Source organism: Shewanella dokdonensis (genome assembly GCF_018394335.1).
In the GTDB taxonomy this organism is placed as follows: Bacteria; Pseudomonadota; Gammaproteobacteria; order Enterobacterales; family Shewanellaceae; genus Shewanella; species Shewanella dokdonensis.
The window spans coordinates 241,346-266,871 of sequence record NZ_CP074572.1 but is presented as its reverse complement, the minus strand read 5'-3'; the positions used below and the strand labels follow the sequence as shown (position 1 = coordinate 266,871).

The 25,526-nt window shown below is 49.2% G+C and carries 19 protein-coding genes and 4 pseudogenes; 10 read left to right on the top strand and 13 right to left on the bottom strand.

Annotated features, from left to right (window positions below):
• The first annotated feature begins 16 nt into the window (after positions 1 to 16).
• The 4 genes from KHX94_RS01280 to KHX94_RS01265 all read left to right on the top strand — a co-directional run bounded on the left by KHX94_RS01280 (position 17) and on the right by KHX94_RS01265 (position 3,289).
• Entirely contained in the window at positions 17 to 808 is a 792-nt protein-coding gene (locus tag KHX94_RS01280; protein WP_213682079.1) for a segregation and condensation protein A, read from the top strand.
• A gap of 19 nt (positions 809 to 827) precedes the next feature.
• Positions 828 to 1,424 (top strand): SMC-Scp complex subunit ScpB, encoded by a 597-nt coding sequence (gene scpB / locus KHX94_RS01275; protein WP_213682078.1) that lies wholly within the window; start codon positions 828 to 830, stop codon positions 1,422 to 1,424.
• A complete protein-coding gene (rluB, locus tag KHX94_RS01270) occupies positions 1,417 to 2,274 on the top strand; it encodes a 23S rRNA pseudouridine(2605) synthase RluB (protein ID WP_213682077.1) in 858 nt (285 codons plus the stop codon). Before scpB ends, rluB begins: the two co-directional genes overlap by 8 nt.
• Before the next feature lie 91 nt (positions 2,275 to 2,365).
• Positions 2,366 to 3,289 carry an exo-alpha-sialidase gene (locus tag KHX94_RS01265; RefSeq protein ID WP_213682076.1) on the top strand — a complete coding sequence of 308 codons (924 nt, stop codon included), beginning with the start codon at positions 2,366 to 2,368 and terminating at the stop codon, positions 3,287 to 3,289.
• A 59-nt stretch (positions 3,290 to 3,348) separates the two neighbouring features.
• Here the strand turns inward: KHX94_RS01265 and KHX94_RS01260 are convergent.
• Together KHX94_RS01260 and KHX94_RS01255 are read right to left on the bottom strand one after the other, a co-directional pair.
• Positions 3,349 to 4,259, bottom strand: a pseudogene (locus tag KHX94_RS01260) (M14 family metallopeptidase).
• Between the two features lie 46 nt (positions 4,260 to 4,305).
• Positions 4,306 to 5,052: a YciK family oxidoreductase gene (locus tag KHX94_RS01255; RefSeq protein ID WP_213682074.1), complete on the bottom strand. Its 747-nt coding sequence runs from the start codon at positions 5,050 to 5,052 to the stop codon at positions 4,306 to 4,308.
• A 261-nt stretch (positions 5,053 to 5,313) separates the two neighbouring features.
• On the opposite strand from KHX94_RS01255, the pseudogene KHX94_RS01250 reads away from it, so the two are divergent.
• Positions 5,314 to 7,778 (top strand): annotated as a pseudogene (locus KHX94_RS01250) (VolA/Pla-1 family phospholipase).
• Between the two features lie 83 nt (positions 7,779 to 7,861).
• Here KHX94_RS01250 and xthA read toward each other — a convergent pair.
• From xthA to ackA, 6 genes are all read right to left on the bottom strand, one after another.
• Complete coding sequence (gene xthA / locus KHX94_RS01245; RefSeq protein ID WP_213682073.1) at positions 7,862 to 8,677, bottom strand: exodeoxyribonuclease III; 816 nt, start codon at positions 8,675 to 8,677, stop codon at positions 7,862 to 7,864.
• A complete protein-coding gene (locus KHX94_RS01240; protein ID WP_213682072.1) occupies positions 8,678 to 8,977 on the bottom strand; it encodes a YciI family protein in 300 nt (99 codons plus the stop codon).
• Entirely contained in the window at positions 8,977 to 9,522 is a 546-nt protein-coding gene (locus tag KHX94_RS01235) for a septation protein A (protein WP_213682071.1), read from the bottom strand. The genes KHX94_RS01240 and KHX94_RS01235 overlap by 1 nt, the downstream gene beginning before the upstream one ends.
• Before the next feature lie 67 nt (positions 9,523 to 9,589).
• Positions 9,590 to 10,027 carry a hypothetical protein gene (locus tag KHX94_RS01230; RefSeq protein WP_213682070.1) on the bottom strand — a complete coding sequence of 146 codons (438 nt, stop codon included), beginning with the start codon at positions 10,025 to 10,027 and terminating at the stop codon, positions 9,590 to 9,592.
• Positions 10,028 to 10,317: 290 nt separating this feature from the next.
• Positions 10,318 to 12,456: a phosphate acetyltransferase gene (pta, locus tag KHX94_RS01225; RefSeq protein WP_213682069.1), complete on the bottom strand. Its 2,139-nt coding sequence runs from the start codon at positions 12,454 to 12,456 to the stop codon at positions 10,318 to 10,320.
• A gap of 112 nt (positions 12,457 to 12,568) precedes the next feature.
• A complete protein-coding gene (gene ackA, locus KHX94_RS01220; protein WP_213682068.1) occupies positions 12,569 to 13,765 on the bottom strand; it encodes an acetate kinase in 1,197 nt (398 codons plus the stop codon).
• 152 nt (positions 13,766 to 13,917) lie between these two features.
• Between ackA and yfbV the strand changes: the two genes are divergently transcribed.
• Entirely contained in the window at positions 13,918 to 14,361 is a 444-nt protein-coding gene (yfbV, locus tag KHX94_RS01215; RefSeq protein ID WP_133037682.1) for a terminus macrodomain insulation protein YfbV, read from the top strand.
• A gap of 2 nt (positions 14,362 to 14,363) precedes the next feature.
• Here the strand turns inward: yfbV and pflA are convergent, their stop codons facing one another.
• Both pflA and pflB read right to left on the bottom strand, forming a co-directional pair.
• A complete protein-coding gene (pflA, locus tag KHX94_RS01210) occupies positions 14,364 to 15,104 on the bottom strand; it encodes a pyruvate formate lyase 1-activating protein (protein WP_213682067.1) in 741 nt (246 codons plus the stop codon).
• 46 nt (positions 15,105 to 15,150) lie between these two features.
• A pseudogene (gene pflB / locus KHX94_RS01205) lies at positions 15,151 to 17,431 on the bottom strand (formate C-acetyltransferase).
• Between the two features lie 982 nt (positions 17,432 to 18,413).
• On the opposite strand from pflB, the gene focA reads away from it, so the two are divergent.
• Entirely contained in the window at positions 18,414 to 19,304 is an 891-nt protein-coding gene (gene focA / locus KHX94_RS01200) for a formate transporter FocA (protein ID WP_213682066.1), read from the top strand.
• A gap of 69 nt (positions 19,305 to 19,373) precedes the next feature.
• Here focA and ycaO read toward each other — a convergent pair whose 3' ends face one another.
• Entirely contained in the window at positions 19,374 to 21,140 is a 1,767-nt protein-coding gene (gene ycaO, locus KHX94_RS01195) for a 30S ribosomal protein S12 methylthiotransferase accessory factor YcaO (protein WP_244859279.1), read from the bottom strand.
• Between the two features lie 225 nt (positions 21,141 to 21,365).
• Here ycaO and sohB point away from each other — a divergent pair, with 225 nt between their 5' ends.
• On the top strand, positions 21,366 to 22,382 hold the full coding sequence (gene sohB / locus KHX94_RS01190) for a protease SohB (protein WP_213682064.1): 1,017 nt from the start codon (positions 21,366 to 21,368) through the stop codon (positions 22,380 to 22,382).
• Positions 22,383 to 22,474: 92 nt separating this feature from the next.
• Here the strand turns inward: sohB and KHX94_RS01185 are convergent, their stop codons facing one another.
• A complete protein-coding gene (locus KHX94_RS01185) occupies positions 22,475 to 23,533 on the bottom strand; it encodes a DUF3083 family protein (RefSeq protein WP_244859278.1) in 1,059 nt (352 codons plus the stop codon).
• 150 nt (positions 23,534 to 23,683) lie between these two features.
• Between KHX94_RS01185 and KHX94_RS01180 the strand changes: the two genes are divergently transcribed.
• The gene (locus KHX94_RS01180; RefSeq protein ID WP_213682062.1) at positions 23,684 to 24,187 is read left to right on the top strand and encodes a GNAT family N-acetyltransferase; all 504 of its coding nucleotides are present in this window, start codon (positions 23,684 to 23,686) and stop codon (positions 24,185 to 24,187) included.
• Between the two features lie 25 nt (positions 24,188 to 24,212).
• Here the strand turns inward: KHX94_RS01180 and KHX94_RS01175 are convergent.
• Positions 24,213 to 24,771, bottom strand: a pseudogene (locus KHX94_RS01175) (arylesterase).
• Positions 24,772 to 24,817: 46 nt separating this feature from the next.
• Here KHX94_RS01175 and KHX94_RS01170 point away from each other — a divergent pair.
• Complete coding sequence (locus KHX94_RS01170) at positions 24,818 to 25,525, top strand: ABC transporter ATP-binding protein (RefSeq protein WP_213683290.1); 708 nt, start codon at positions 24,818 to 24,820, stop codon at positions 25,523 to 25,525.
• Position 25,526 lies beyond the last annotated feature (1 nt).

The following is a 25,526-nucleotide window of genomic DNA, read 5'->3' as shown; positions in this document are numbered from 1 at the left end:
AAGCAAGGAGAAACGGATGACCGAAGGCGTGCAGCAGAGTTTACCGCTGGCTATTGTGCGTGGCGAAGTGCTGCAGGAACTGCCGGTTGATCTGTTTATTCCGCCCGAAGCGCTGGCGGTGTTTCTGGAAGCCTTTGAAGGCCCGCTGGATCTGTTGCTATACCTGATCCGCAAACAAAAACTGGATGTGGTTGATCTGCCGCTGACACAGATTACCTCGCAATATCTGGAATATATTGAGATGTTGCAGGGCGCTAGAGTGGAACTAGCGGCCGATTATCTGGTGATGGCGGCAACACTGGCGGAGATTAAATCGCGGTTATTGCTACCCAAGCCGGAGCTGGAAACTGATGAAGAGGAAGATCCTCGGGCACAGTTGATCCGCCAGTTAAAGGCCTATGAAACGATCAAGGATGCGGCGATGCAGTTGGATCAACTGCCACGCTTGCAGCGCGATGTGTTTCAGGCCAGCGCGGCACCATCAGCGACCATTCGGCCAACGCTGGTGCCACCAGATGTTAGCCTGCTGGAACTGGCACGAGCCTTTGGCGAAGTGCTCAAACGGGTTGAAGCCTATGGCGACCATCAGGTACGCAAAGAGCAGTTATCGACTCGGGAGCGCATGAGTCAGATCCTGGCGCAGCTTTCCAGCGAGCGATACACCCCGTTTAGCGAGCTGTTTTCCATCAGCGAAGGACGTGCCGGGGTGGTAGTGAGTTTTCTGGCATTGATGGAACTGGTCAAAGGGCTGCTGGTGGAGTTAGTGCAAAGCGAGCCTTATGCACCAATTTATCTGAAAGCATTTTAACCGGAACGGAGAACTGGACGTGTCTCAAATCAATGACTTGCAACTGAAACAATTGTTGGAGGCTACGCTGTTTGTGTTGGCAAAACCGGTGTCAGTCAAGGCATTGCGAGAAACAGTTCTGGCGGATTTCAGTGTGTCATTGCCGCGTTTGAAAACCGTGTTGGAAGAACTGGTGCTGGAATATCAGGAGCGCGGTGTACAACTGGTGAATGTTGCCGGTGGTTATCGCTTTCAGACCCGAGACAGTCTGAGTGAAATACTGCAGACCTTATGGCAGGAGCAAGCGCCTAAATATTCGCGGGCGACGCTAGAAACGCTCGCGGTAATTGCTTATCAGCAACCGGTAACCCGCGGCGAGATTGAAGCGGTTCGAGGCGTGGCTGTCAGCAGCCAGATTATTAAAAATTTAACTGATCGCGGCTGGGTTCGCGTAGTGGGGCATAAAGAGGTGCCGGGACGGCCTGCGTTGTTTGCCACTACTGCGGAATTCCTGGCCTATTTCGGCCTCGATAAATTGGCGGACTTGCCGCCATTAACCGATGCTGAATCATTAGCGGCGGTGTTTTCAGGAATGAAAACCATGCCGGAAACCATAGAAGAGTCTATTAATGAGTGAAAAATTGCAGAAAATCTTGGCCCGTGCTGGCCATGGCTCCCGTCGTGAGATGGAGGCATGGATAGCTGCAGGCCGGGTGAGTGTCGATGGTGTAATTGCTAATCTGGGCGACCGCATTGAAGCCGACGCCAAAGTACGTATCGATGGTCGCCAGGTATCGCTCAAGTCTGCCGACGAAGTGATCTGTCGCGTGCTGGCTTACCACAAACCGGAAGGGGAAATCTGTTCCCGTAAAGATCCAGAAGGTCGTCCAACCGTATTTGATCGACTGCCGCGTACCCGTGATAGCCGCTGGGTTGCTGTAGGGCGGCTGGATATTAACACCTCAGGTTTGTTGCTGTTCACCTCGGATGGTGAATTGGCGAATCGCTTGATGCATCCTTCTAACGAAGTGGAGCGTGAATATGCGGTGCGCACCTTTGGTGAAGTCAGTGATCTGGTGGTGCAGAAACTGCGTACTGGCGTGATGCTGGAAGATGGCCCAGCACAGTTTGATCAAATCAAATCAGCCGGTGGCGAAGGCATCAACCAGTGGTGGCATGTGGCGTTACATGAAGGCCGCAACCGCGAAGTGCGGCGCTTGTGGGAAGCGGTAGAAGTGCAAGTCAGCCGTTTGATCCGGGTGCGTTATGGCATGATCGAGTTGCCTAAAACTTTGCCCCGTGGCGGTTGGATGGAACTGCCATTAGAGCAGGTGAACTATCTGCGGCAAATCGCTGGGTTAGAGCCAGAAACTCGCTCCATGCTGGGAATGGATAAACACAGTGTCGCGCGGGCCAAAGTGCGCAGTGCCAAAGTCCGCCGTGCGGTGCGCAAGCAGAAAACTACCCAAGGAAAACCGACTCGATAATCGAGTCTCGCTCGTCATCGTCAACATAAGAGGCCGCATTTTGCGGTCTTTTGTGTTATATGGTGAGTAACCTTTGCACTGGACCGCGCATATGAAGCTGATCTCTTGTAAAAATATTTGGTGTGCTGCTGAACATAATGCTTTTGGCGATTTATGTCAGTTTCAGGGAAAGTTATATAGCGTATTTCGGGAAGCGGCGCAGCATATCTCGCCGGATGGTATGTTGCGGTTGCTGTGTTCCAGTGACGGTGGCGAACATTGGTCCAGTGTTGCCTGTTTTAAATCGAGTACAGCCGATTTACGTGACGGCAAATTAATGGTTGTCGGTGATTATCTTTATGTTTATGGGGCGGCGGTGTCCCATGACAAATCGCCGTTACAGTCTGTGATTTGGTCATCGGCAGATGGGCTGCACTGGTCCGAGGCGGGCAATATTGGCGACCCCAAATATTGGCTATGGCGCATAACGGTAACGCCAGCGGCGTTGCTAGCGGTGGGATATCGCGCCGGAGCTGACGGCGACACCCGTTTATACCGCAGTGCCTTGCCTGAAGCGGGGCAAATACCGGTATTTTCACCGTGGGTTGTTCCGTTTCAGGCGGATGGTTACGTTAATGAGTCTTCACTGCTTGTCGTCAATCAGCGTGCCGTATGTCTGTTACGGCGGGATCCGGTTTGGGATGACCAACAAACGGCCTTGTTAGGTATCAGTGAGCATTATCCTTTCAAAGATTGGTCGTGGCACAGTCTTGATAAACGTATTGGCGGCCCAGTGATGTTGGTCGACGGTGAGCGTTTATTGGCGGTGGTTCGGTTGTACGAAGACCGAGTGAGAACCTCGGTGGTCGAAATTGACACCAAGACGATGACCATAAAAGAATGCCTTGAGATGCCGTCTGGCGGCGATACCAGCTACGCAGGCGTGGTGCAGCAAGGTCGGCAGTTATTGATCAGTTATTATTCCAGCCATGAGCAGCATACCGCTATCTATTTTGCCAAGGTTGCGCTGGATTGAAGCCCTCATGGGCGTTCGCTTATTGTCAGCGTAAGCGAACTCCCAAGGTTGACCCGATATTATTTTAAGAAATCGAGCGCGCCACAAACCGCAGCCACTTGCGCTTGATTGCAGATATCTGCCGTGGCTTTAGGACTGTCTGGATACACTTCGGTGGTACAAGTGTAGGGCGCACCGCTGACACTGGCGCATAAGCCCAATGCTTTGAGGGCATATTCGATAACCCCAGGTTGCACCACTGCTGAGCCGATGATATTGCCGTCCTTATCCGCCGGGGCAATGTGTGTCACTTTAGCAACTGCATCAATAATGGCTTTTTGAAATGCGGGCTGAGGATGCGCGCTGTCATCAACCACATAAAAACCATCGGGGATCTCACCCGGCGCATACTCTTTGCCATCGCGTGCTGACAGCGCTGGGCGGAATTCACTTTCATCGGTGTCAGTGGTTTCGTGCAAGTCAATATGGGCTAAAAATGGGCCATGCTGCGCCGCGACTAATGCCATCAAGGCAGCAGATTCTTCGGCGGGGCTATTTGCATAAAACGAACGGTTAGGATCGATTGCCAGTGGATTCCAGCGGTTGATCACTTCATAACCCCAGGGACTGACGCAAGGGGCAATCAGCAGGTTAACGTCGTTGATATAGTGTGGGGCTTGGGTTTTGGCAAACAGTAATGCCCCTTGAACACCAGAGGTTTCATAACCATGAACGCCACCGGTGATCAAGACACAAGGCTTGGCCGCATCCCAGTTTTTTGATTTCAGCGCGAGTAACGGATAGCGGGCAGGATCGTAACTGAGCGCGCCATATTGGAGTAGCTCAAATTGCTCAGTGAGCGCATGGATTTTCTCGACCACCTGTTGCTGATAGCTACGTTGGATGACTTGGGCTTGACGCCATTGCTGTTTTTCCTTGTCCCCCAAGGAACTCCGGGGATACCTATGGGGTAAGTTGATTCCTGAGCCATTATTTGATTCCTTGTTGTTGTGATTTTTGTGAAACTCATTGCATGTTTAGGGTTTTGGCTGAGCGCTAAATTGCTGGCCGTTTTCGTGGCGACTGTCATCACCCATCAGATATAAATACAGCGGCATGAGTTGCTCTGCCGTTTTGAGTGTTTGCGGGTCTTCCGCTGGATAAGCGTTGGCGCGCATGGCTGTGCGGGTCGCTCCAGGATTAATACTGTTGCTGCGCACTGTGCTGCCATCACATTCATCTGCCAGTACCTGCATCATGCCTTCAGTGGCAAATTTGGAGATAGCATAAGCGCCCCAATATGCCCGGCCTTTGCGTCCAACACTGCTGCTGGTAAACACGATTGAGGCGGCTGGTGCTTGTCGCAGTAACGGCAATAGCGGTTGCGTCAGTGCCAGTTGTGCTACCACATTGACCTTTAGCAGCTGCTCTAACGTTGCGATGGGAAGTTGCTGCAATGGTGTGAGTGTTCCTAATAAACCGGCATTGTGCAGTAACCCATCGAGCCTGCCAAACTGAACCGCAATCAAGTCTGCCAGATGCTGATAATCGGCCGTGGTCGCGGTTGCGAGATCCAGCGGCATGATAAGTGGCTCCGGGCTACCTTGCGCGACAATGGCATCATACACCTGTTCCAGTTTTTGTTGCGTTCGCCCCAGCAAAATGACCGTTGCGCCGTGAGCCGCATAGGTGATGGCAGCAGTACGGCCAATGCCATCACCCGCCCCCGTTACCAGAATAATTTTATGGCGTAGTAAATCTTTTTTGGCCTGATAGTCCAACATCAACTAAATTCCCGTTTTCCCAGCAACCCGCTACCCGATTGGTGTTGCCGATGACTGTTTGTTTTGTTTAAAACAAATGGCTGATTAGTGGCGTAATACCTTGGTTTCATTTGTTTCTGTTTTGTAGCTAAACCGATAATTTTGCATTAACTTGATAAGGATTGGGACTTAGGTCTCATCTCTGTGGTCGCTGTATTTGGGGTATTGTGACCAATTTGTCAGGGAAACAAAACTACTACAACAAGACTTGGGGTTACAAACATGAACAGACTGATAGTGGTTGCTGCCATGACGGCGGCATTTGGACTCACAGCCTGCGGTGGCGACAGTTACGATGAGCTGCAAGACAATACCGCACCGTTGGTACCAGAAACACATCTGATATTTGATCCGGCGAATTCGGCAATACCTGTGCCTAATGACCTACTACTCAGTGGTACGCTGGATGGTACGCTTAACATGCCGGGGGAAAGTTCCGGGGATTATACCGATCCACAATTGGCGTTAGGCGCGTTGGATGGTTGGTCAACCACGCAAGCGATTACCATAGGTTTTACCCCCTCAAAGGACAGCGCTGGTAATGCGGTAGGCTTATTGGCTTCATCGGTGACACAGGCGGGCGCTGTGCGGCTATTCGAGGCAACCAGTGGCGGGCCGTTATCAACCGATAGCAGTTGTCAGTCCGCCACGGCGGTCAGCGCTTGCGCCGTGGCGGATGAGCTGACCTGGGGAGAAGATTTCATTACCCAGGTGTCTGGCAATAATATTGTCGTGATCCCGCTGAAACCGCTTAAACCCGCCCACTCTTACCTTTATGCTGCAACTACTTTAATCAAGGACACTGAAGGCCGCAGCGTTGCGCCTTCCACAACCTATGCTTTGCTGAAAATGGATATTGCAACCCATCCACTCGAAACACCCGATCAGTTGATGTTGCAGACACTGGTCAACAGTTATGAAAAAGGGCTGAGCAGTAGCCACGGTATTGATAGTGACACAATTATTTATTCGGGATTATTTACCACCCAATCGGTAAGTGATGTCTATGAAACAGTTAAACTTTTGATGTTGCAATCGGGTTCACCTTATGCGCCAACGTGGGTGCAACCACCTATGCCAGCAGGGTACACAGCGGCCACCGCTGCGGGCCTGACGGCGGCAGATGGTACCGCCTATGTATTGGCTGATATGGCTGATGTTTATACTGCCGCAATAAGATTACCTATATACGGCGATTGTTCATCTGCTAGTTGTGATGGTATTGATGGCCATTGGCAGGCGCTAGGCGATAGTCCGGTTGCCGTATTGCAGGCATTGCAAAATGGCACCATGAGTCAGAGCCATTTTGCGACTCAGGCGACAAGCTATGGCATAGACCCGAGTGCCGCACTGGCCAATCCATCGTTACTTGCCGGAAAAACTGGACCTTGGATGATGACAGCAACGCGGATGTGAATCGGCATCTGACGCGTTTTAATCCCATCCCCAGCATTAAGGGCTATGAGACGGTTTCCTTGTTGATCACTGTGCCCAACGCCACCAAACTTGCGGCTTTTTATACGAGCCAAGGTAAAACGTTTAACGCACCTATTAGCGGCTGGCCAACAACACTCGCAATGCACGGCTTAGGCGGCGGCAAGGAGATGGCCTTGGCTTATGCTGGCAGTTACGCTGCTGCTGGCGTGGCGCTGGTGGCGATGGATATGCCTCTGCATGGTGCCCGTTCCTATGATGCGAATAATGATGGCGTCTACGAGGTCTCTGCCACCGATCCATCTTTTGGCACTGTGATTGGTAAGCCGCATGCGTTTGATAATGGTAATGCCCTGGTATTTGTGAATATCGCCAGTACCTTATCTGTGCGTGACAACTTCCGCCAGGCTACCGTGGATCACCTCGCTTTGCGCTTAGCCATTGGTGGTTTGAGCGCATCACAGGTGGCTGGTGGTGGTTCTCCGCTGTTTGATGCCGACAAGATCACTGCACAAGGGTTAAGTTTGGGCGCTATTGTCGGCACCGATTTTGCGACTTATGCCAGCAGTGGGCTGGTCGATCCCAGCAGTGGTAGTGCTTTGCCAAATTATTACGGGATAAAAGGCGTATCACTGGTTGCGCCAAGTGGCGGGCTGGCCGGGAGCTTTGCTGGCTCAGCTACCTTCTCGCCCGTGTTGTTTGCCAACATCACGGCATCGGACACCTTTAAGGCGTTAGTCACTGCGGCTAATACAGCAGGGTATACAGAGGATTCTGCTGAATATGCCGCGCTGGTACAGACGGTATATCAAAATTTTATCCCGACGTTTGCCTTTGCGGTTCAAACCGCAATAGACAGTAGCGATCCTATCAGTCAGGCGGCCATGTTGCAGGCGTCAGGCTTGCCGGTGCATCTGCTTGAGATTGTCGGTGATGGTGCCGACAATAAACCCGATCAGGTGTTACCTAACAGTGTGAGTGGCTTTCCGTTGTCAGGAACGGAGCCGCTGATCACAAACCTGGGGCTGAGCTGTGTGGACAGCAGTGGTAGCCACGGTGCAGTGCGTTTCACTAAAGGGCATCATACTTCCATTGTGAGTCCGTCAGAGGTGAGCGGTGTGACCGATGGTATGGCGGCGGCTGCAACCGCAGAAATGCAGTCGCAGGTGGCAACATTTGCCGCGACAGCTGCGGCCGGGACTCCGGCCATTGTGGTTACCAATCCGCAAGTTATCCAGCGCTGCGGCAGTTAAATCAGGTTGTTGATAATAAAACGCCCAGCAATGTTGCTGGGCGTTTGTGTTGCTGACCATGTCACTGTCATTGTCCGTGTGGCTTAGGCACGGCAGTCAAAAGTGCTCCAAATCGGCGCATGATCCGATGGTTTCTCCATGGCGCGTAAGTCATAGTCAACATCGGCTTCTTGCAGCCGCTGCGCTAATGTTGCAGTGGCGAGAATGGTATCGATCCGCAGTCCACGATTCTCGTCAAAACCACGACTCCGATAATCAAACCATGAATAGCGTTGTTCTCGCTCTGGGTGTAATTGCCTGAACGTATCAACCAGTCCCCAGTCGAGCAGTGTTGAAAACCATTGACGTTCTTCAGGCTGGAAACTGCATTTGCCTGTCTGTAACCAGCGGCGAGCATTGGCGGCTCCAATCCCGATATCGAGATCTATGGGGGAAATGTTCATATCACCAATGATGGCAATATCTTGGCTCGGACTGAAGCTAGTGTTAAGCCAGTTCATTAAATCCGCATAGAATTTACGCTTGGCGGGATACTTCACTTCATGGGCAATGTTTTCGCCTTGAGGGAAATAGCCGTTGATAACTGTCAATGTTCGGCCATTAGGCTGCATAAACTCGCCGGTTATCAAGCGGCGCTGAGCGTCTTCTGTATCGCTAGGAAAGCCTTTTTGGATCTGCAATGGCGCTATTTTTGACAATAGCGCTACCCCATAATGGGCTTTCCCACCATGGTAGTGCACCTGATAGCCCATTGCCGCCACTGCATCATACGGGAATGCTTCGTCATGAACCTTAGTTTCCTGCAAGCCAATAATGTCGGGCTGATGGCTGTCAATCAACGCTTGTAGCTGGTGCAAGCGTGCACGCAGCCCATTGATATTGAAAGAAACAATCTTCATTTATGGTAAGACCGGTTTGAAAGGTTTAACAATCACACTGGCATAAACGCCGGTCGCCACGTAAGGATCGGCATCTGCCCAGGCTTGGGCCGCTGCCAGCGATTCAAATTCAGCCACCACCAGTGAACCGGTAAAACCCGCCGCACCAGGATTGTCACTATCAACAGCTGGGTGCGGACCGGCAACCATTAACCGCCCGTCATCGGCAAGCAACTGCAGACGCGCGAGGTGGGCAGGTCTTACTGATAAACGATTTTCCAGGCTATTTTCAACGTCTTGTGATGAGATCATGTACCACATTATTTGAGTTCCTTCCGTTGCTCTTCCGGTATGTGTTTAAACAGATATAACACTGTTACGATAGTATTTAGCAGCGTTACGGCGGTAAGGCCAAACACTTTAAAATTTACCCAGGTTGCCTGGCTTAAATGAAAGGCAACATAAATATTGGCGAGACTGCACAGTACAAAAAATATGGCCCAGTACCAAGTGACTCTTGTCCAGATATGGTCAGCCACTTTGAGTTCGTTGCCTAACATGGATTTGAGCACCGGGCGTTTGAGCCACTGACTGACAACTAACGCCAGTGCCATCAGGGCATAGACAATGGTCACTTTCCATTTAATGAAAACATCGTCGTGCAGAAATAGTGTCAAAGAGCCAAAAATGGCAACCACCACAAAGGTGATGATATGCAGCTTTTCCAGCTTGCGGTATATCGCATAAGTCATAATTAACTGTAGCGCGGTTGCCGCCACCAGTACCCCGCTGGCAACATAGATGTCATATAGCTTATAGACAGCGAAAAAAATGATAAGAGGAAGAAAATCCAGTAACTGCTTCATGATTGGCCAGAGAATTCTGAAAACTAGCCAGAGTGTAACACGCTCCGAGGCTAAGGATAACCCTAGGCTAGAAGGCTCCTACGTTGGTTTTCCCTGTTTCTGGTACAACCTCAATAATTATCCAGCTATTACCGCGCCGTTTGAGTTTTAATGTGCGGTCGTCTATCCATTTTTCGCCCGCTTTTTTGCCAACAAGTTTAACCACTACCGTGACTTCATCAGAGAATTTACGGAAAAAATCGATATCGATATCTTCGATTGACAGAGTGACATCCGTCATCGACAGGTTGAGCATATAACGCTGCACTGACTGTGCAATGTAGTAACTGCGCAGCACATCTTTAATGGGGGCATCAACATATTGCGTGGCTTTTTCAACGTCACGGTCAACATAGATTGCTTGGAAGAAACCAAGAGCAATCTGTTCTGGACTTGCTTCGCCATCTTTGGCCGCATCACTGCAACCAAACAGACATATCATGCAGAAAAATATTACGTATCTCATGCGATTATAGATAGAGGCTGATGTAGTCAGTATCGGGGTTTTTGGGGCAGACCGCAAGCCGTTACACCGCACTGGGCCGCAGCACTAAATTGCGGCTGAATAAACCCGAGGGTTATCCACAAAATCTGTGGACAACTTTGTTGAATACTCACAGTGAACATCCTAACAGATTGAAATAACGTTTAAATTATTGATGGTCAATTTTTGTCGTTCATGGAAAATTTGCGGTGTGATTGTGCAGCATCAATAAAAAAGACGCCCAAATGGCGTCTTTTTTATGTAACACGTTATCAGTTCTGCGTTGCCTGAATGGCGGTTAAGGCAATGGTATAGACGATATCGTCCACCAATGCGCCGCGAGAAAGGTCATTCACTGGCTTACGCATGCCCTGCAACATTGGGCCGATACTGATCAGATCGGCGCTACGTTGTACCGCCTTATAGGTGGTGTTGCCTGTGTTCAAGTCAGGGAATACAAACACCGTTGCTTTACCGGCAACCGGGCTATCTGGCGCTTTGGAACGGGCCACGTTGGGCATTACCGCTGCGTCATATTGCAAGGGGCCATCGATCACCAGATCCGGGCGTTTCTCCTTGGCAATTCGTGTTGCTTCGCGCACTTTATCCACATCAGAACCACTACCTGAGTTACCGGTAGAGTAACTGATCATCGCTACTCTCGGGTCAATACCAAACGCTTTGGCAGATTCGGCTGACTGAATGGCGATATCGGCTAACTGTTCTGCATCAGGATCTGGGTTGATGGCGCAATCCCCATAAACCAATACCTGATCCGGCATCAACATAAAGAAGATAGAGGATACCAGACTTGAACCTGGCGCTGTTTTAATCAACTGTAACGGTGGTCGGATAGTGTTGGCCGTAGTATGCACCGCTCCGGAAACAATCCCGTCAACCTCATCTTGCGCCAGCATCATAGTGCCAAGCACCATGTTGTCTTCCAGTTGTTCACGCGCGACCACTTCGGTCAAGCCTTTACCACGACGCAGTTCCACCATGGGCTGGACATAACGTTCGCGGACTTCGTCTGGGTCGATAATGTCAATGCCTTCGCCAAGGCTGACATCTTGCAGGTTGGCGATACGCATGATTTCATCGCGTTTGCCCAGTAGCACACAGTGGGCAATGCCGCGTTCAGCGCAGATTGCCGCGGCTTTAATGGTGCGCGGTTCATCACCTTCCGGCAACACCACGGTTTTATGGGCTGCCCGCGCCAGTTCTGTCAGTTTGTAACGGAAAGCTGGTGGTGACAATCTGTGCTCACGCGGTGAGTTTTCTGTCACGCTTTCAATCCAGCTTTGATCGATATGGCTTGCAACGTATTCCTGAACTAGATCAATACGTACCGCGTCATCTACCGGAACTTCATGGTCAAAACGCTGAATATTGAGGGATGTCTGCCAGGTGTTGCTGTCGATAAGGAACACGGGCAGGCCGGTTTCGAAAGCTTGTTCACACAAGTCCATAATGGCGGGTTCTGGTTCATAACCACCACTGAGTAGCAAGGCGCCAATTTTGACCCCATTCATGGCAGCGAGGCAGGCAGACACTATCACATCTGAACGATCGCCTGAGGTGACCAACAGCGAATCGGTTTTGATGTGGGTGACCATATTCGGCAATGAGCGGGCGCAGAAAGTGACTTTACGCAGCCGCCGCATGTGCATTTCTCCCGCATTAAGGATCCTGGCACGCAGATGTTTGGCTAAATCTGATGCGCGCGGTGACACCAAGTCAAGATTGTAGGGCACGCTACCTAGGATCCGTAGTGGACTTTTGCCTGGGAGTTGGAACATGCCAGCCGTATCGATATGCTGGCTAGGATCATGGTCAAACATCTCCGACAGATCGGGACGGGTGCGGCCTTCTTCATCAACGGGTGCACCTATTTTGTTGACGATGGCGCCGATCAATCGGCGATTTTGTGCGCCGCCCCATGAATGGTAGGCAATCTCCAAGCGATTCATCAAACCATTGGGGGTGTCGTTGCCAGGCGTTGCCACAAAGATAATATCGGCGTCCAGGGCTTTGGCAACGGCATAGTTGATGTCGTCAGCAAAGTGATGGCTACGAGTATGCACCAGCCCTTCAACTATCAAGGTTTCAGTGGCACCAACCGACTCAGATACTCTAGCGATTATCTGCTCCATCAGCACATCCGTCTGATCGGCACGGATCAGCGATTCGGCATGATCCATATCAAAAGGTTCGAGCGGATTAACGGTTGGGGATTTACTGAGAATGGTGGTGGAGCGTTCTGGCCCTTTATCATCGGGCCGCAGTTGTGCGATGGGCTTGAAAAAGCGCACCTTGACGCCGTGACGCTCAAGTGCACGAACCATCCCCAGACTGATTGAGGTCAGACCAACGCCTGTACCTATGGGGATCAACATAATGTTACGGGACATAGAAACCTCTTCTTAAAACCTTCGCAATAGTCACTGCTGGTGCGTAAGATTTTGTTGTTTGTCCAGATACCGCGCCCGGTAAAATGTGCCACTGGCGCGGTATAACCGTTGATTACTCAATGAGTTTTAAGGCGTCTGCCGCAATAACCCACTCTTCGTTGGTTGGGATCACCATGGCGACTGGGCTAGCGTCGGCAGTAATAATGCCACCGTTACCAAAGCGAGCCGCCTTGTTACGATCGTCATCAACCTGGAATTTAAATATTGCTAAGTTTTCCAAAACCTTACGGCGCACTAAGTCAGAGTTTTCGCCAATGCCACCAGTGAACACTATTGCGTCCAGTTTGCCGAGTGGCACGGTATATGACGCAATATATTTCGCCAGGCGGTAACAGAAGATCTCTAACGCCAGCGTCGCGCCCTTGTGGCCTTCGGCATAACCTTCTTCAATGCCGCGGCAATCGCTGGTCAGCTCAGAAATCCCCAACAAGCCGCTCTGTTTGTTCAGCATTGAATTGACTTCATCAACGGTATAGCCCAATTGATGAACTAGGTGGTAGACGATAGAGGGGTCCATATCACCACAACGGGTGCCCATTACCAGGCCTTCCAGCGGTGTTAAGCCCATGGAGGTATCGACGCTTTTGCCGCCCTTGATGGCGGTAACTGACGCGCCATTGCCTAAATGGGCAGAAATCAGGCACAGTTCCTCAATCGGTTTGTCGAGCATCTGCGCTGCTTGGCGACTGACAAACAAGTGGCTGGTGCCGTGCATGCCATAGCGGCGGATACTGTGTTCACGGTACAGTTTATAGGGCAGGGCATAGATGTAAGCTCTTTCCGGCATGGACTGGTGAAAGGCGGTGTCAAACACAGTCACCTGGGGCAAGTTGGGAAAAGAAGCGATAGCGGCACGAATGCCAATAAGATGTGCTGGATTGTGCAGTGGTGCCAGAGAGGCACACTCTTCAATACCGTCAATGACAGTGTCATCAACAATTACTGAATGGGTGAACTTTTCTCCGCCATGCACAATTCGATGTCCGACGGCCAGAATTTTGGAAGATAATTCTGGCAATGGCCCTAATATATTTTCAACAATGAATTCAACAGCTTCACGGTGTGCAGTATAGGCACCCAGTGACATTTCGTGTTTTTCACCGTTGTATTTCCACTTGATGCGCGAGTCTTTCAGACCAAAACACTCTGCCAGCCCTGAAATCTCTGCATCGCCAGTGATGGCATCGATGACCGCAAATTTCAGCGAAGAGCTGCCACAGTTTAAAACCAATACCAGTTTATTTGACATCTTAATAAACCTTATGCCGTTTTATTAACTGATCCGGGAAAGCCAGCTTCCGAACCTGTGTTCACTTAGCATTTCCTTGTCCAGTTCTATGTTGGGTCAGTTTTTGGAAATGTGCTAAGGTAAAAGCATTCTCTTTACTGCAGGGGCGTTCCTTGAATTCCGGTATCCTTAAGACCTTGAGCGATGGTCAGCATTATATGAAGACCTGGCCCATGGTGCGACAATTGGGTTATCACTTTCCTGAGTTTCGCGTGATCCGCGCTACCCGTTTAGCAACTACCCTGATGCCGGGATTAGCCCTGCTTGCTGGTGGTAGCCAGCTGTATTTATATGGATGGGCTTATCTGCCTCAGGCACTAGCCACTATCCTGTTTTTTATCAGTATGCCACTTCAGGGAATGTTTTGGTTGGGATGGCGAGCACGCCATCCGCTCCCGTTATCATTGCTGGAGTGGGGCAATCAACTTAACGCCAGGCTGGTAGAGCAGGGCGCTGGTTCGCGTCCACTTGGCGCAAAGGCCTGTTACATGGACATGGCGGTTATTCTGAAGCTGGCATTTGAACGTCTTGAAGCCAGTTTCTGGGACGAGATTTAGCCTTAATAACTGGCGTTGATCCCGCGTTTAGTGAATACCGCTTTGATTTTTTCCATCGTATCGTGGCTCGGTGGGGTCACACCTTCTAACTCGTAGGTTTCTCCCATCGCCTGCCACTTGTGTTTTCCCAGTTCGTGGTAAGGCAGTAGTTCCACTTTCTCTACATTGCGCATGGGTTGGATGAATTCAGCCAGCATCTCCGCTGAAGCTTCATCCTCGGTATAACCACCAACCACTACGTAACGGATCCAGGTTTTTTGTCCCCGTTTAGCAAGGTATTGGGCAAACTGTAGCGTCCGTTGATTACTCACTTTGGTCAGATCTATGTGTTTGGCATCATCCATCTGTTTGATGTCGAGCATTACTAGATCTGTGTTATCCAATAGTTCATCAATAACGGGTGTGTACTTGCGTACAAAACCATTGGTGTCGAGACAAGTGTGGATCCCTTGCTGTTTGCAGGCGTTAAACCAAGCCGCCACAAACTCTGCCTGTAACACCGCTTCACCACCGCTGGCTGTCACACCACCGCCACTGGCTTCATAAAACGGCCGATAACTGAGGATTTGCTCCATCAATTCGTCGACCGTTACATCCTTGCCATCGTCCAAATCCCAAGTATCGCGATTATGACAGTATTTGCAGCGCATCAGACACCCCTGCATAAACGCGATGAAGCGTATACCTGGGCCATCAACTGTGCCGAAAGATTCTATCGAATGGATTCTTCCTGTAACTGCCATCAATACTCCTGAAGTGGCTGCAATGTTGCCATTGCAGCCCATCTTATCAGACGGATTTGGTGAAAGTACGGGTAATTACATCTTGTTGCTGTTCAGGTGTCAGCGAATTAAACCGTACCGCATAGCCAGATACACGGATGGTGAGCTGAGGATATTTCTCAGGGTGCACCATGGCATCTTCTAGCATTTCGCGGTTCATTACGTTGACGTTCAGATGTTGACCACCTTCGTGACCCGGTTTATGGGCGAAGTAGCCGTCCATCAGTGCCGCTAAGTTAGCACGGCGGGCTGAGTCTTCTTTACCTAATGCGTTTGGCACGATAGAGAAGGTGTAGGAGATACCGTCTTGCGCATGAGCAAATGGCAGTTTGGCAACGGATGTCAGCGAGGCTACGGCACCTTTTTCATCGCGGCCATGCATTGGGTTGGCCCCTGGCGCAAACGGTGCTCCGGCACGGCGTCCATCTGGTGTGTTACCAGTTTTCTTACCATAAACCACGTTTGAAGTAATGGTCAGAATTGACTGAGTTGGAATGGCATTACGATACATCTGTTTGTGGCGGATTTTATCCATGAAACGATGTACCAGATCGCAGGCGATGTCATCTACACGAGCATCGTTATTACCGAATTTCGGATAGTCACCTTCGATTTCAAAGTCAACGGCAATGCCATTTTCGTCACGTACCGGTTTAACTTTGGCGTATTTGATAGCAGACAATGAGTCGGCAGCAATAGACAGACCCGCAATACCGCAAGCCATAGTGCGACGTACATCGCGGTCATGCAGTGCCATCAGCGCCGCTTCATAGCTGTACTTATCGTGCATGTAGTGGATGGTATTCAGTGCAGTGACATACTGAGTTGCCAGCCATTCCATCATGTTGTCCAAGCGCCCCATGACATCATCAAATGTCAGCACGTTAGCAGTGATTGGCGCAGTTTTGGGGCCGACTTGTTTTTTCAGTTTTTCATCAACGCCGCCGTTGATGGAGTACAACAGGGTTTTAGCCAAGTTGGCACGAGCGCCGAAGAACTGCATCTGTTTACCGATAACCATCGGACTTACACAGCAAGCAATACCATAATCGTCTGATTCAAAATCAGGGCGCATCAGGTCATCGTTTTCATACTGGATTGAACTGGTATCGATGGAGACTTTAGCGCAGTATTTTTGAAGGCTTCGGGCAGATTTTCAGACCAGAGCACAGTGATGTTTGGCTCAGGACTTGGGCCCATGTTGGACAGTGTGTGCAAGAAACGGAAGCTGGTTTTGCTCACTAATGGCCGTCCGTCTAGCCCCATCCCACCAATAGATTCGGTGGCCCAAATTGGGTCGCCAGAGAACAGTTCATCATATTCTGGGGTACGCAGGAAGCGCACCATACGCAGTTTCATGACGAAATGGTCAATCATTTCCTGCGCTTGTGCTTCAGTCAGCAGGCCTTTTTCAGATCGCGTTCAATGTAGATATCAATGAAGGTTGATGTCCGCCCCAGAGACATAGCGGCACCGTTCTGGCTCTTCACTGCGGCCAGATAGCCGAAATAGGTCCATTGAATGGCTTCTTTGGCATTAGTGGCCGGGCCAGAGATATCAAAGCCGTATTTGGCCGCCATGGTTTTCATCTGTGCCAAGGCACGATGTTGCTCGGCGATTTCTTCACGTAACTGAATCACGTCACTCAGGTTTTCACCCGCTTCCATCTGCGCTTGCAGTGAAGTGAACTGGGCAAATTTGTCCTGCATCAGGTAGTCGATACCATAAAGGGCTACACGGCGATAGTCACCGATAATACGGCCACGACCGTAGGCATCTGGTAAGCCGGTCAATACCCCAGATTTACGACAAGCAAGAATTTCTGGTGTGTAGACATCAAACACACCTTGGTTATGGGTTTTACGCAGTTCGCTGTAAATATATTTCAGTTGTGGATCCAGTTCACGGCCATATGCCTGGCATGAACTTTCTACCATACGGATCCCACCATTTGGCAACAGGGCCCGTTTCAGTGGTGCATCAGTTTGTAGACCCACAATGGTTTCGAGTTCGCGGTCGATATAACCGGCATCATGTGAATCAATGGTGGAGACTTTGTCAGTGTCAAAATCGACGGGGGCGTGAGTGCGGTTTTCCTGCTTGATGCCTTCCATCACTTTTTCCCACAAAGTGTTGGTGGCCGCAGTAGGACCTGCGAGGAAGGATTCGTCACCTTCATAAGGGGTGTAGTTGTTCTGGATAAAATCACGCAGGTTGACTGCAGATTTCCAATCTCCAGGTACAAACCCTTCCCAGGCCTTTTGGAACAGATCAGTTGTGTCGGTCATCGTACTTCACCTTTTGTTTGATAAAGTGGGCGGGATTACTGTCCTGTCTGTTTCCTCGGGACGTTAACCCCTGTTCTGTCTCGCTGCTTAATTCTCTGGTCGGAGTCTCAAGCTTTCAGGTACCAAATCAATCAGTCTTTTACCGATTGAAGAATATCTGTAAATGCCCTTAACCTTAAATTGGTAAGACCAATTGTCCAGAAAGATATTAGCATAAGATTGTAGGTGGTCACACCACTTAACAATCACTCGGCTTAAGTTAATGCTAAATTTGCTACTGAGTTATCAATTTTTAAACAATTAAGATCCGTATCCACCAGTGATATTCACTACTAAACTGCAAAATTGTAGATGTTTTATATGGCAAAGATATGAGTAATTACTCTAATCAATTGATAACCGGCTGTTTACATTAATCTTTGAACGAGTCCACAGACATACTGTGAATGGCGCTGAATCGCCAAAATGTGCCAATCTATGGCAGATGCTCCCCCTTGTAACATAAAAAATATGCACTGGATCACGGAACCGCTATGAATTTATGTTATGGAAACAATTGTAATTAAGCGATGGCTAAACAATAAAAATTGTCGTAAGGTGAGCCCGGCTGTCAGTAACTAGGGTATTTCGTGGTTAATTATTGGCCAGCAACCATTAGGGGTAAAGGCTGGCATCGCGGGAATCTAGCAACAGACGGCTGGATATCAGTCAAATTTTGAGCTGCTATTCAATATTGAAAGGAACTGAGAGGCGGCTAACATCTTTCGCAGCATAAATTGATTTCTGCCGATAAAACGAGGCATAAATACTCTGACGATGATGTAGTTTTGCAATATTTGTTTCTAAATCAAAAGTTTCTAATTTTTGGTAACTTTGCGGTCGAAAATTAATTAATGTTCGGCAGACCGAAGTATTTATGGCCTGTTCGCCGAGTGTATGCCTGGCTAGAACTTCGGTTACTGCCCAACAAGGTGGTAAAAAAATGAAACTGTTTTCTGAACATTTGCAAACCGTCATCGCCAGTGGTGAAGGAAAAGTTAATAAGCCGTCCCTTTATCGCTTCATTCAGGCGATTTATGCCGGATTTTTTATCGGTCTGGCCTTCGTTTTTTATGTCACCGTGACTACCGGGAATTCAGAGGCTCATTGGGGGGCAGTGCACCTGATGGGTGGGGCTGTCTTCAGTCTTGGATTGATCCTAGTAGTGCTGTTCGGTATGGAACTTTTCACTAGTACTGTCTTATCTGCTGTGGCCTGCGCGCAAGGGCGTGTCAGTTTTGCCAAGATGCTGTCGTGCTGGATTGAAGTCTATATAGGTAATGCGGTTGGTGCCTTGATACTGGTGGGCTTGGTATGTGCAGGCGGCTTGTATATGACCGATGGCGGGCAGTGGGGCCTGAATGTTGTCGGTATCGCCTTGCACAAAGTGCATCATACCTGGGGACAGGCGTTTGTGCTGGGGATGATGTGTAACATCATGGTGTGTTTAGCGGTGTGGTTTGCTTATATGAGCAAGGATGTCGGCACCAAAGCGTTGTTGATGGTAATGCCAGTTGCCTTGTTTGTGGCAACCGGTTTTGAACATAGTATTGCCAATATGTTCATGTTGCCTGTTGGTATTGCCTTTAAGTATCTGTTACCTACCGATTTGCTGCTGAGCCACGGTTATACCGAGCAGGTTTTAGAAGCATTGAGTATCAGCCATATCGTTACTGCTAATCTGATCCCCGTGACCTTGGGGAACATTGTTGGTGGCGCTGGCGTCATCGGTTTGGGGATTTGGGGAACTGAAAAAGCCTCAGGTGCTCAAGATGCTAAAGTGGTTGAAAATGATAAATCAGCGGCGCGTTCAACTCCTAAAACCGCGGCGTAATATGTTGTTGATGTAGTTTTAATGAATAAAAAAACCGGCAACCGCCGGTTTTTTTATCCAAGATAGGCGTTAAATTGTGCGCCAATCCTTAAATGCTGCTTTGGCTTTTTGCAGCTTTGCGTACGCCTGCAACAGACTCTGATGCTTATTAAAATTCAATAATCCACCTGTCTTAGGCAGGTCATAAGCAGCCTTCTGCCCCTTGATGTGTGCCAGCGCCAGTGCTACGTCATGTTCAGTAAACATGCGGCGGAATTTAGGCAGATATTCCTCAGCCTCCCGATCTTCTTCCTGCATCTGCAACAACGCCAACAAGGTATGATAAAAACGTAATCGAGGTTGTTTTTCTGCCGTGATGCCATAAGCGTTGAAGTCTACGGTCCATTGTGCCCAGTCATAGGCATCTTGCAGTTCGTTCAGCGCCAGTGCCAGCAAACAGCGCAGCTCACCAATACGCAGTGTTGCCCAAGCGCTATTGGCGTCGACGGCAAGGCACAATAGTTGATCGAGTGGTTGAAATTCATCTAGGTCCAGCGCGTCAATTTCAGCCAATACTTGCGCCGCTTTTTGTTTATCTGTCGCCGCATGTAACCACTGTTCTAACAGGGCGCGCAGCTTCATTGCCCGGTTGTTGTTGGCGAATGATAGGTCATCTACCGGATAGATCTCTGAGTAGCCTGGTACCAGTACACGGCAGGCATAAGTTTGCAGGTGGCTGTAGTCAGCGATGTAAACTTCGGCATTTTCATCGTGGAATTTGCCTAGCAGATGGGCAAACTCTTCTTCAGTTGAGCCGCTAAAGTTCCAGTCACTGAAGGGAAAGTCAGCGGTTTCGCGAAACAGATCCCAAGAAACTAAACCCGAGGAGTCAATAAAGTGAGTTTCTAGATTGGTGTGATCCGCTACCTCGTCATTGTTGAATGATGGCGATGGGAAAATATCCAGATCTTTCAGGCTCCGACCTTGCAGCAGTTCTGTTACTGTCCGTTCCAATGCCACTTCAAAGCGTGGATGCGCACCGAAGGAGGCAAAGCAACCACCATTTTGCGGATTGAACAAGGTGACACAGATAACCGGATAACGACCACCTAATGACGCATCAAAGCAAGTAATGGGAAACCCTTCGGCTTCTAGTGCGGCAATCGCTTGTTGTACTTTAGGAAAACGTGCCAATACCGTAGCAGGGATCTCTGGCAGCGAGATACATTCGGCAATAATCTTATTTTTAACATAGCGCTCAAAGCATTCAGATAACGCCTGTGTGCGGGCTTCTGTCTTGCTATTGCCAGCCGACATACCATTACTGACATAAAGATTACCGATAATATTCATTGGAATATACACCAGCTTACCATCAGACTGCCGTTCAAACGGCAGGGCACAGATCCCCCGTTGCGGGTTACCTGATTGCACATCAATCAGCGTGGCAATATCCAAATCTTGTTGTGGGTCGTAATGCTGCCACAGATAGTCGTCAAGTAACCCTGCGGGTTTGGACTCACTTACTGGAAACCATTTTTCATTGGGATAATGTACAAATGGGCCATTGGCTAATTCCTCTCCCAGATAAAAATCCGCAAAGAAGTAGTTACAGGCAAGCCGTTCAAAGTATTCACCTAGGGCACTGGCAAGTGCGGCGTCGCGGCTGGCACCTTTACCATTGCTAAAGCACGCTGGGCAGTTGCGATCGCGAATATGTACAGACCAGACATTGGGCACCGGATTCAACCATGAAGCCTGTTCAATATCAAAGCCCAGATCTGCCAGTCGTTGCTGCATGGTATTGATCGAAGTTTCCAGCGCTTCGTCTTTACCGGGAATGTATGTCAGAGTCATTAAAAAACCTTGCGGGGTTATTGGTGCGAGGGGGCGCATGTTAGCACAGCTGCGATGTTATCTGGCAATCATTATCATTCAACCGCTAGGGTAAGGTTTCATATACGTCAATTGTTACCAGTGGTAACGGCTTGCACATACAGGTTTTTTATCAACAGCTTGACTGCTAGAATGGCAAGCAATTTTTTAGTCTGTTGCAGCCAGCGGCTGCCGGGATTTGAACACTTGGAATTTTTATACGATTACGGATTGTTTTTGGCAAAGGCGATTACCCTGGTGGTGGCCATTGCCGCAGTCGTGTTGCTCGTTGTTGCCGCCTCAATGAAGCAAAAACATGAGCGTGGCGAACTGAAGCTGACACACATCAGTGAAGAGCTGCAGTCGCTGCGGCATCATCTCAAGGCGGAGTTACTGGATAAAAAAGCGTTCAAGGCTTATGAAAAACAACATAAAGCGGAACAAAAAGCGAAAGACAAGCAAGCCACCGATAGCCAATTGCCACGGGTGTTTGTCCTAGAGTTTAAAGGCGGGATAGAAGCGTCTGAAGTGGCTTCGCTGCGGGAAGAGATTTCTGCGGTGCTGGCCATTGCCGATAAAGCCGATGAGGTACTGATTAGTCTAGAAAGCGGCGGAGGTATGGTGCATGGTTATGGCTTGGCCGCCAGCCAGTTGGAGCGCGTCAGACGTGCCGGATTACCGCTGACAGTGTGCGTGGATAAAGTCGCCGCCAGTGGTGGCTATATGATGGCCTGTGTGGCTAACCATATTGTCGCCGCGCCGTTTGCCATTGTTGGTTCTATCGGCGTAGTCGCCCAAATACCTAATTTCCATCGCTTGTTGCGCAAGCACGATATTGATTATGAACAGCATACGGCTGGCGAATTCAAACGTACCTTGACGTTATTCGGCGAGAATACCGATGAAGGTCGGGCCAAGTTCCAAGAAGAACTGGAGCAGACGCATGAATTGTTTAAGGGGTTTGTGAGCAATTTCCGGCCACAGTTGGAGGTTGCCAAGGTGGCAACCGGGGAACACTGGTACGGACAACAGGCATTAGCGCTTGGTTTGGTGGATGAGATTGGCACTAGTGATGACTTGCTGATGAAACTGGCGGACGAAAAACAGGTGATCAAGGTTCGTTATCAGATCCGTAAAAAAATCACTGATAAACTGGCTCATAGTGCTTCGTTGATGTTGAGCGAATGCTACGATAGATTGCTACAAAGAAATCGTCCTATGTAGTGGTTTATGGTGTCCAGTCCTAAGATCGGAACGCTAAAAAACAAAGGCAAGGTAAATTACCTTGCCTTTGTTTTTAGATAGTTACACTGGTATTAAAGCGGGTAACTAATGTGCTGATAGAAGCCGACCATCATTTCCTGGGTCTTAGGATCTAACTCAATCGCTTTAGCAAACTCTTTCAGTGCTGCTTCCACTTGATTCATATAGCGACAGTAACCTGGCTCAGAATAATCATCATGGGTGGCAACCAGGATGAAATCGATTGCTTCGACCTGTTTTTTCCCGTCCCAGTGCTGTAGAAACTTGGGTTCGTTATCATTGGGGTTAAAACCGATCAGTACGGTTTCCTTCGTAGACCCTAGCTCTTCATATTTGCTATTACGTACCAATGGGGTCAAGCCATTCCCCACCATTGCCACATGTTTCAGGTGTTTCTGATTCGCCGCTGCCAGGAAACGGTCTTCCAGATACTGATACAGCGCTGAATAATCATCGGTATCCTGCTTAAGCACCGACATTTTTAATTGGCGGCTCAGTGGCAGTGTAACTTTGACGTAAGCGGTAGAGGTGTAATTGCTTGGCAACTCACACTGTCTGGATTTATAACGCATGTAAATGTTACGCAGCTTATAACCATAGGTTTTGTTTTCGCCTTTGGCAGAGGCAAACAGATCATAGGTCATATGCTGGTGGTCACGGATTTTGACGTTGAGCTGTTTTTCAGGCAGCAGCGGCAATAGGTCTTTGACCACGGCGCGCACCCGGTTGTGAAAGCTAGCCGCATTGGCGCGAATATCTGAACCTGTAGCTAAAAACAGGAAGCGCAGCTTACGTGCTTTATAGTCTGGCTCGAAGTACAGGCTTTGTGCTTCATGGTAAGCCGGGTTATAAAAGAACAAAATCTGCTCTGCGGTTTGCAGGGTATAGGCTTCGGTGTGATAACGCACCACTGGCAGCTTGTCATTGGCAATAACATGCACATTAAACAGCTCTTGATCAGCTGTCAGCTTAAAGAACTGTTCGCTGATGCTGCGGTAACAATGTTCGTAGCTGTCGTAATGAGCAAGTAAGGCATCAGTGACCTTGATGTCAGCCATAATGTACTGATTGGTGCGCGTAGCCAGCGGTACGTATAGTTTTTGCATCAACATAATCATTCCTTGTGAATCGTTGTTCAACGAATGGGGATATTTTAACCGTTTTTAAAGTGCGGAAATATAGAAGACAAGCGGCTTTCAGCACGACATTTATTTATGCTAAGTTACCGTTTTTATGAATAAAACTAATCCGAAGGAATCCTGATGATCCTGGCTACCAGTGACCGACTGATCCTGCGCCATTTCCAAGATGATGACTTAGGCGCACTTTTTGAGATGAACCGTGACCCACAGATCCTGACTTACATCCCTTCTACACCTTTTCAACATCTGCATGAGGCAGAGCAAGTCCTGAAACAGGTGATTTATGCTGACTATGAAAGGTATGGCTATGGTCGCTGGGCCGTTGAGCTAAAAGCCAGCGGTAAGGTTATTGGATTTTGTGGCCCTAAATATCTGGCAGATTTTGATAAGGTGGAGCTGGGCTATCGCTATTTTCCACAATATTGGGGGCAGGGCATTGGCTTTGAAGCTGCCAGTGCCGCATTACCGTTATTTAAAACCCAGTGCGGTGTTGACGAGGTGATTGCGTTGATTATGCCGGGTAATCAGGCGTCAGCAGCGTTAGCACATAAATTGGGCATGCAGGTATACGCCCATGGACAGTACCTTGGGCACGAGGTTGATATTTTCCATACTTGGCTTTAAGCCATAGGCCGTTAATGCGAGCTGTTTACTGCAACGCTTTTTGCACCCATGGCAACATAAATTCGCTGATGGTTGGCTGGGCTTGCTCATTGGGATGTATGCCGTCGCGTTGCATCAACTCTGGGTGTGGGGCAATGACGGTCATAAAAAAGGGCACCAAGGTTACCTGCGGGTTGGTTGCCAACTGTTCATAAACCGCCATAAATGCTTTTTCATAGCGAGGGCCATAATTGGGTGGCACCATTACCTGAGACAGCAACACTTTGGCGCCCGCTTGCTGTGACAGCGTAATAATTTTTGTAAGATTTTTTCAGTTCCGCGGGGGCAAAGCCGCGTAGCCCATCATTACCACCTAACTCTACCAGAACCACATCAGGGTTTACTGATTGCAACAATCCCGGCAAACGTCGCAGTCCGCCAGCAGAGGTTTCACCACTGACAGACGCGTTAATAATGGTATGCTCTGGTAACGCTTTGCGTAATCCTGCAACCCAGCCTTTGTGTTCATCAACACCATAGCTGGCACCTAGGCTGTCGCCAAGCACCAGCAGCGTGGCGGCTTGAAGCGGTAAAGCAGTTAGCATTAATAGCAGTGGTAAACAGACCACCGGACGACAACATAAGGAAGCGATTTTGAACAACAGTGCCATAAAAGTTTCCCATTTGGTTAAAACCGTAACGACTCAGGAAGGTGAGCTGACTATCCTGAAAGGCATCAATTTGGATGTCAAGCCAGGGCAGAGTGTGGCCATTCTTGGTCCTTCAGGTTCTGGCAAGTCTACGCTACTTGGATTGTTGGCCGCATTAGACACCCCAAGTTCTGGTGAAATCTGGTTGGATGGCGAGCCCCTGTCTGGTCTAGATGAAGAGCAGAAGGCGGCACTACGCAAGCAAAAAGTCAGTTTTATCTTCCAGTCGTTTATGCTGGTCGATACCTTGAGTGCCTTGGAAAATGTCATGTTGCCAGCTGAACTCGCGGGAGTTCAGGATGCTAGAGATCGAGCTAAACGAATGCTTGAACGAGTCGGGCTGGGGCACAGATTAACTCATTATCCAAAGCAGTTGTCAGGCGGTGAGCAACAACGGGTGGCGATTGCCAGGGCATTTATCGGTGAACCCAAAGTGCTATTTGCCGATGAGCCCACTGGTAACTTGGATAAGCACAATGCTGATAAAGTCGCCGATATGTTGTTTGCCATGAATCAAGAAAGTGCAACCACATTAGTCTTAGTGACTCACGATTTACATCTAGCACAGCGCTGTGAACGGCAATTAGTCATGGATGATGGGCAGCTTTTTGAACAAGGTGTTGACGATACTGCAGCGGTTGGGGAGTGAT

What these genes read in the sequence shown, in the direction of transcription:
- focA (WP_213682066.1), top strand. Translation starts at nt 18,414, where the DNA reads ATGAAACTGTTTTCTGAACATTTGCAAACCGTCATCGCCAGTGGTGAA.
- KHX94_RS01230 (WP_213682070.1), bottom strand. Translation starts at nt 10,027, where the DNA reads ATGAGATACGTAATATTTTTCTGCATGATATGTCTGTTTGGTTGCAGT.
- KHX94_RS01235 (WP_213682071.1), bottom strand. Translation starts at nt 9,522, where the DNA reads ATGAAGCAGTTACTGGATTTTCTTCCTCTTATCATTTTTTTCGCTGTC.
- ackA (WP_213682068.1), bottom strand. Translation starts at nt 13,765, where the DNA reads ATGTCAAATAAACTGGTATTGGTTTTAAACTGTGGCAGCTCTTCGCTG.
- KHX94_RS01280 (WP_213682079.1), top strand. Translation starts at nt 17, where the DNA reads ATGACCGAAGGCGTGCAGCAGAGTTTACCGCTGGCTATTGTGCGTGGC.
- xthA (WP_213682073.1), bottom strand. Translation starts at nt 8,677, where the DNA reads ATGAAGATTGTTTCTTTCAATATCAATGGGCTGCGTGCACGCTTGCAC.
- KHX94_RS01265 (WP_213682076.1), top strand. Translation starts at nt 2,366, where the DNA reads ATGAAGCTGATCTCTTGTAAAAATATTTGGTGTGCTGCTGAACATAAT.
- KHX94_RS01185 (WP_244859278.1), bottom strand. Translation starts at nt 23,533, where the DNA reads ATGTTGATGCAAAAACTATACGTACCGCTGGCTACGCGCACCAATCAG.
- rluB (WP_213682077.1), top strand. Translation starts at nt 1,417, where the DNA reads ATGAGTGAAAAATTGCAGAAAATCTTGGCCCGTGCTGGCCATGGCTCC.
- pflA (WP_213682067.1), bottom strand. Translation starts at nt 15,104, where the DNA reads ATGGCAGTTACAGGAAGAATCCATTCGATAGAATCTTTCGGCACAGTT.
- KHX94_RS01180 (WP_213682062.1), top strand. Translation starts at nt 23,684, where the DNA reads ATGATCCTGGCTACCAGTGACCGACTGATCCTGCGCCATTTCCAAGAT.
- pta (WP_213682069.1), bottom strand. Translation starts at nt 12,456, where the DNA reads ATGTCCCGTAACATTATGTTGATCCCCATAGGTACAGGCGTTGGTCTG.
- KHX94_RS01255 (WP_213682074.1), bottom strand. Translation starts at nt 5,052, where the DNA reads ATGTTGGACTATCAGGCCAAAAAAGATTTACTACGCCATAAAATTATT.
- KHX94_RS01240 (WP_213682072.1), bottom strand. Translation starts at nt 8,977, where the DNA reads ATGTGGTACATGATCTCATCACAAGACGTTGAAAATAGCCTGGAAAAT.
- ycaO (WP_244859279.1), bottom strand. Translation starts at nt 21,140, where the DNA reads ATGACTCTGACATACATTCCCGGTAAAGACGAAGCGCTGGAAACTTCG.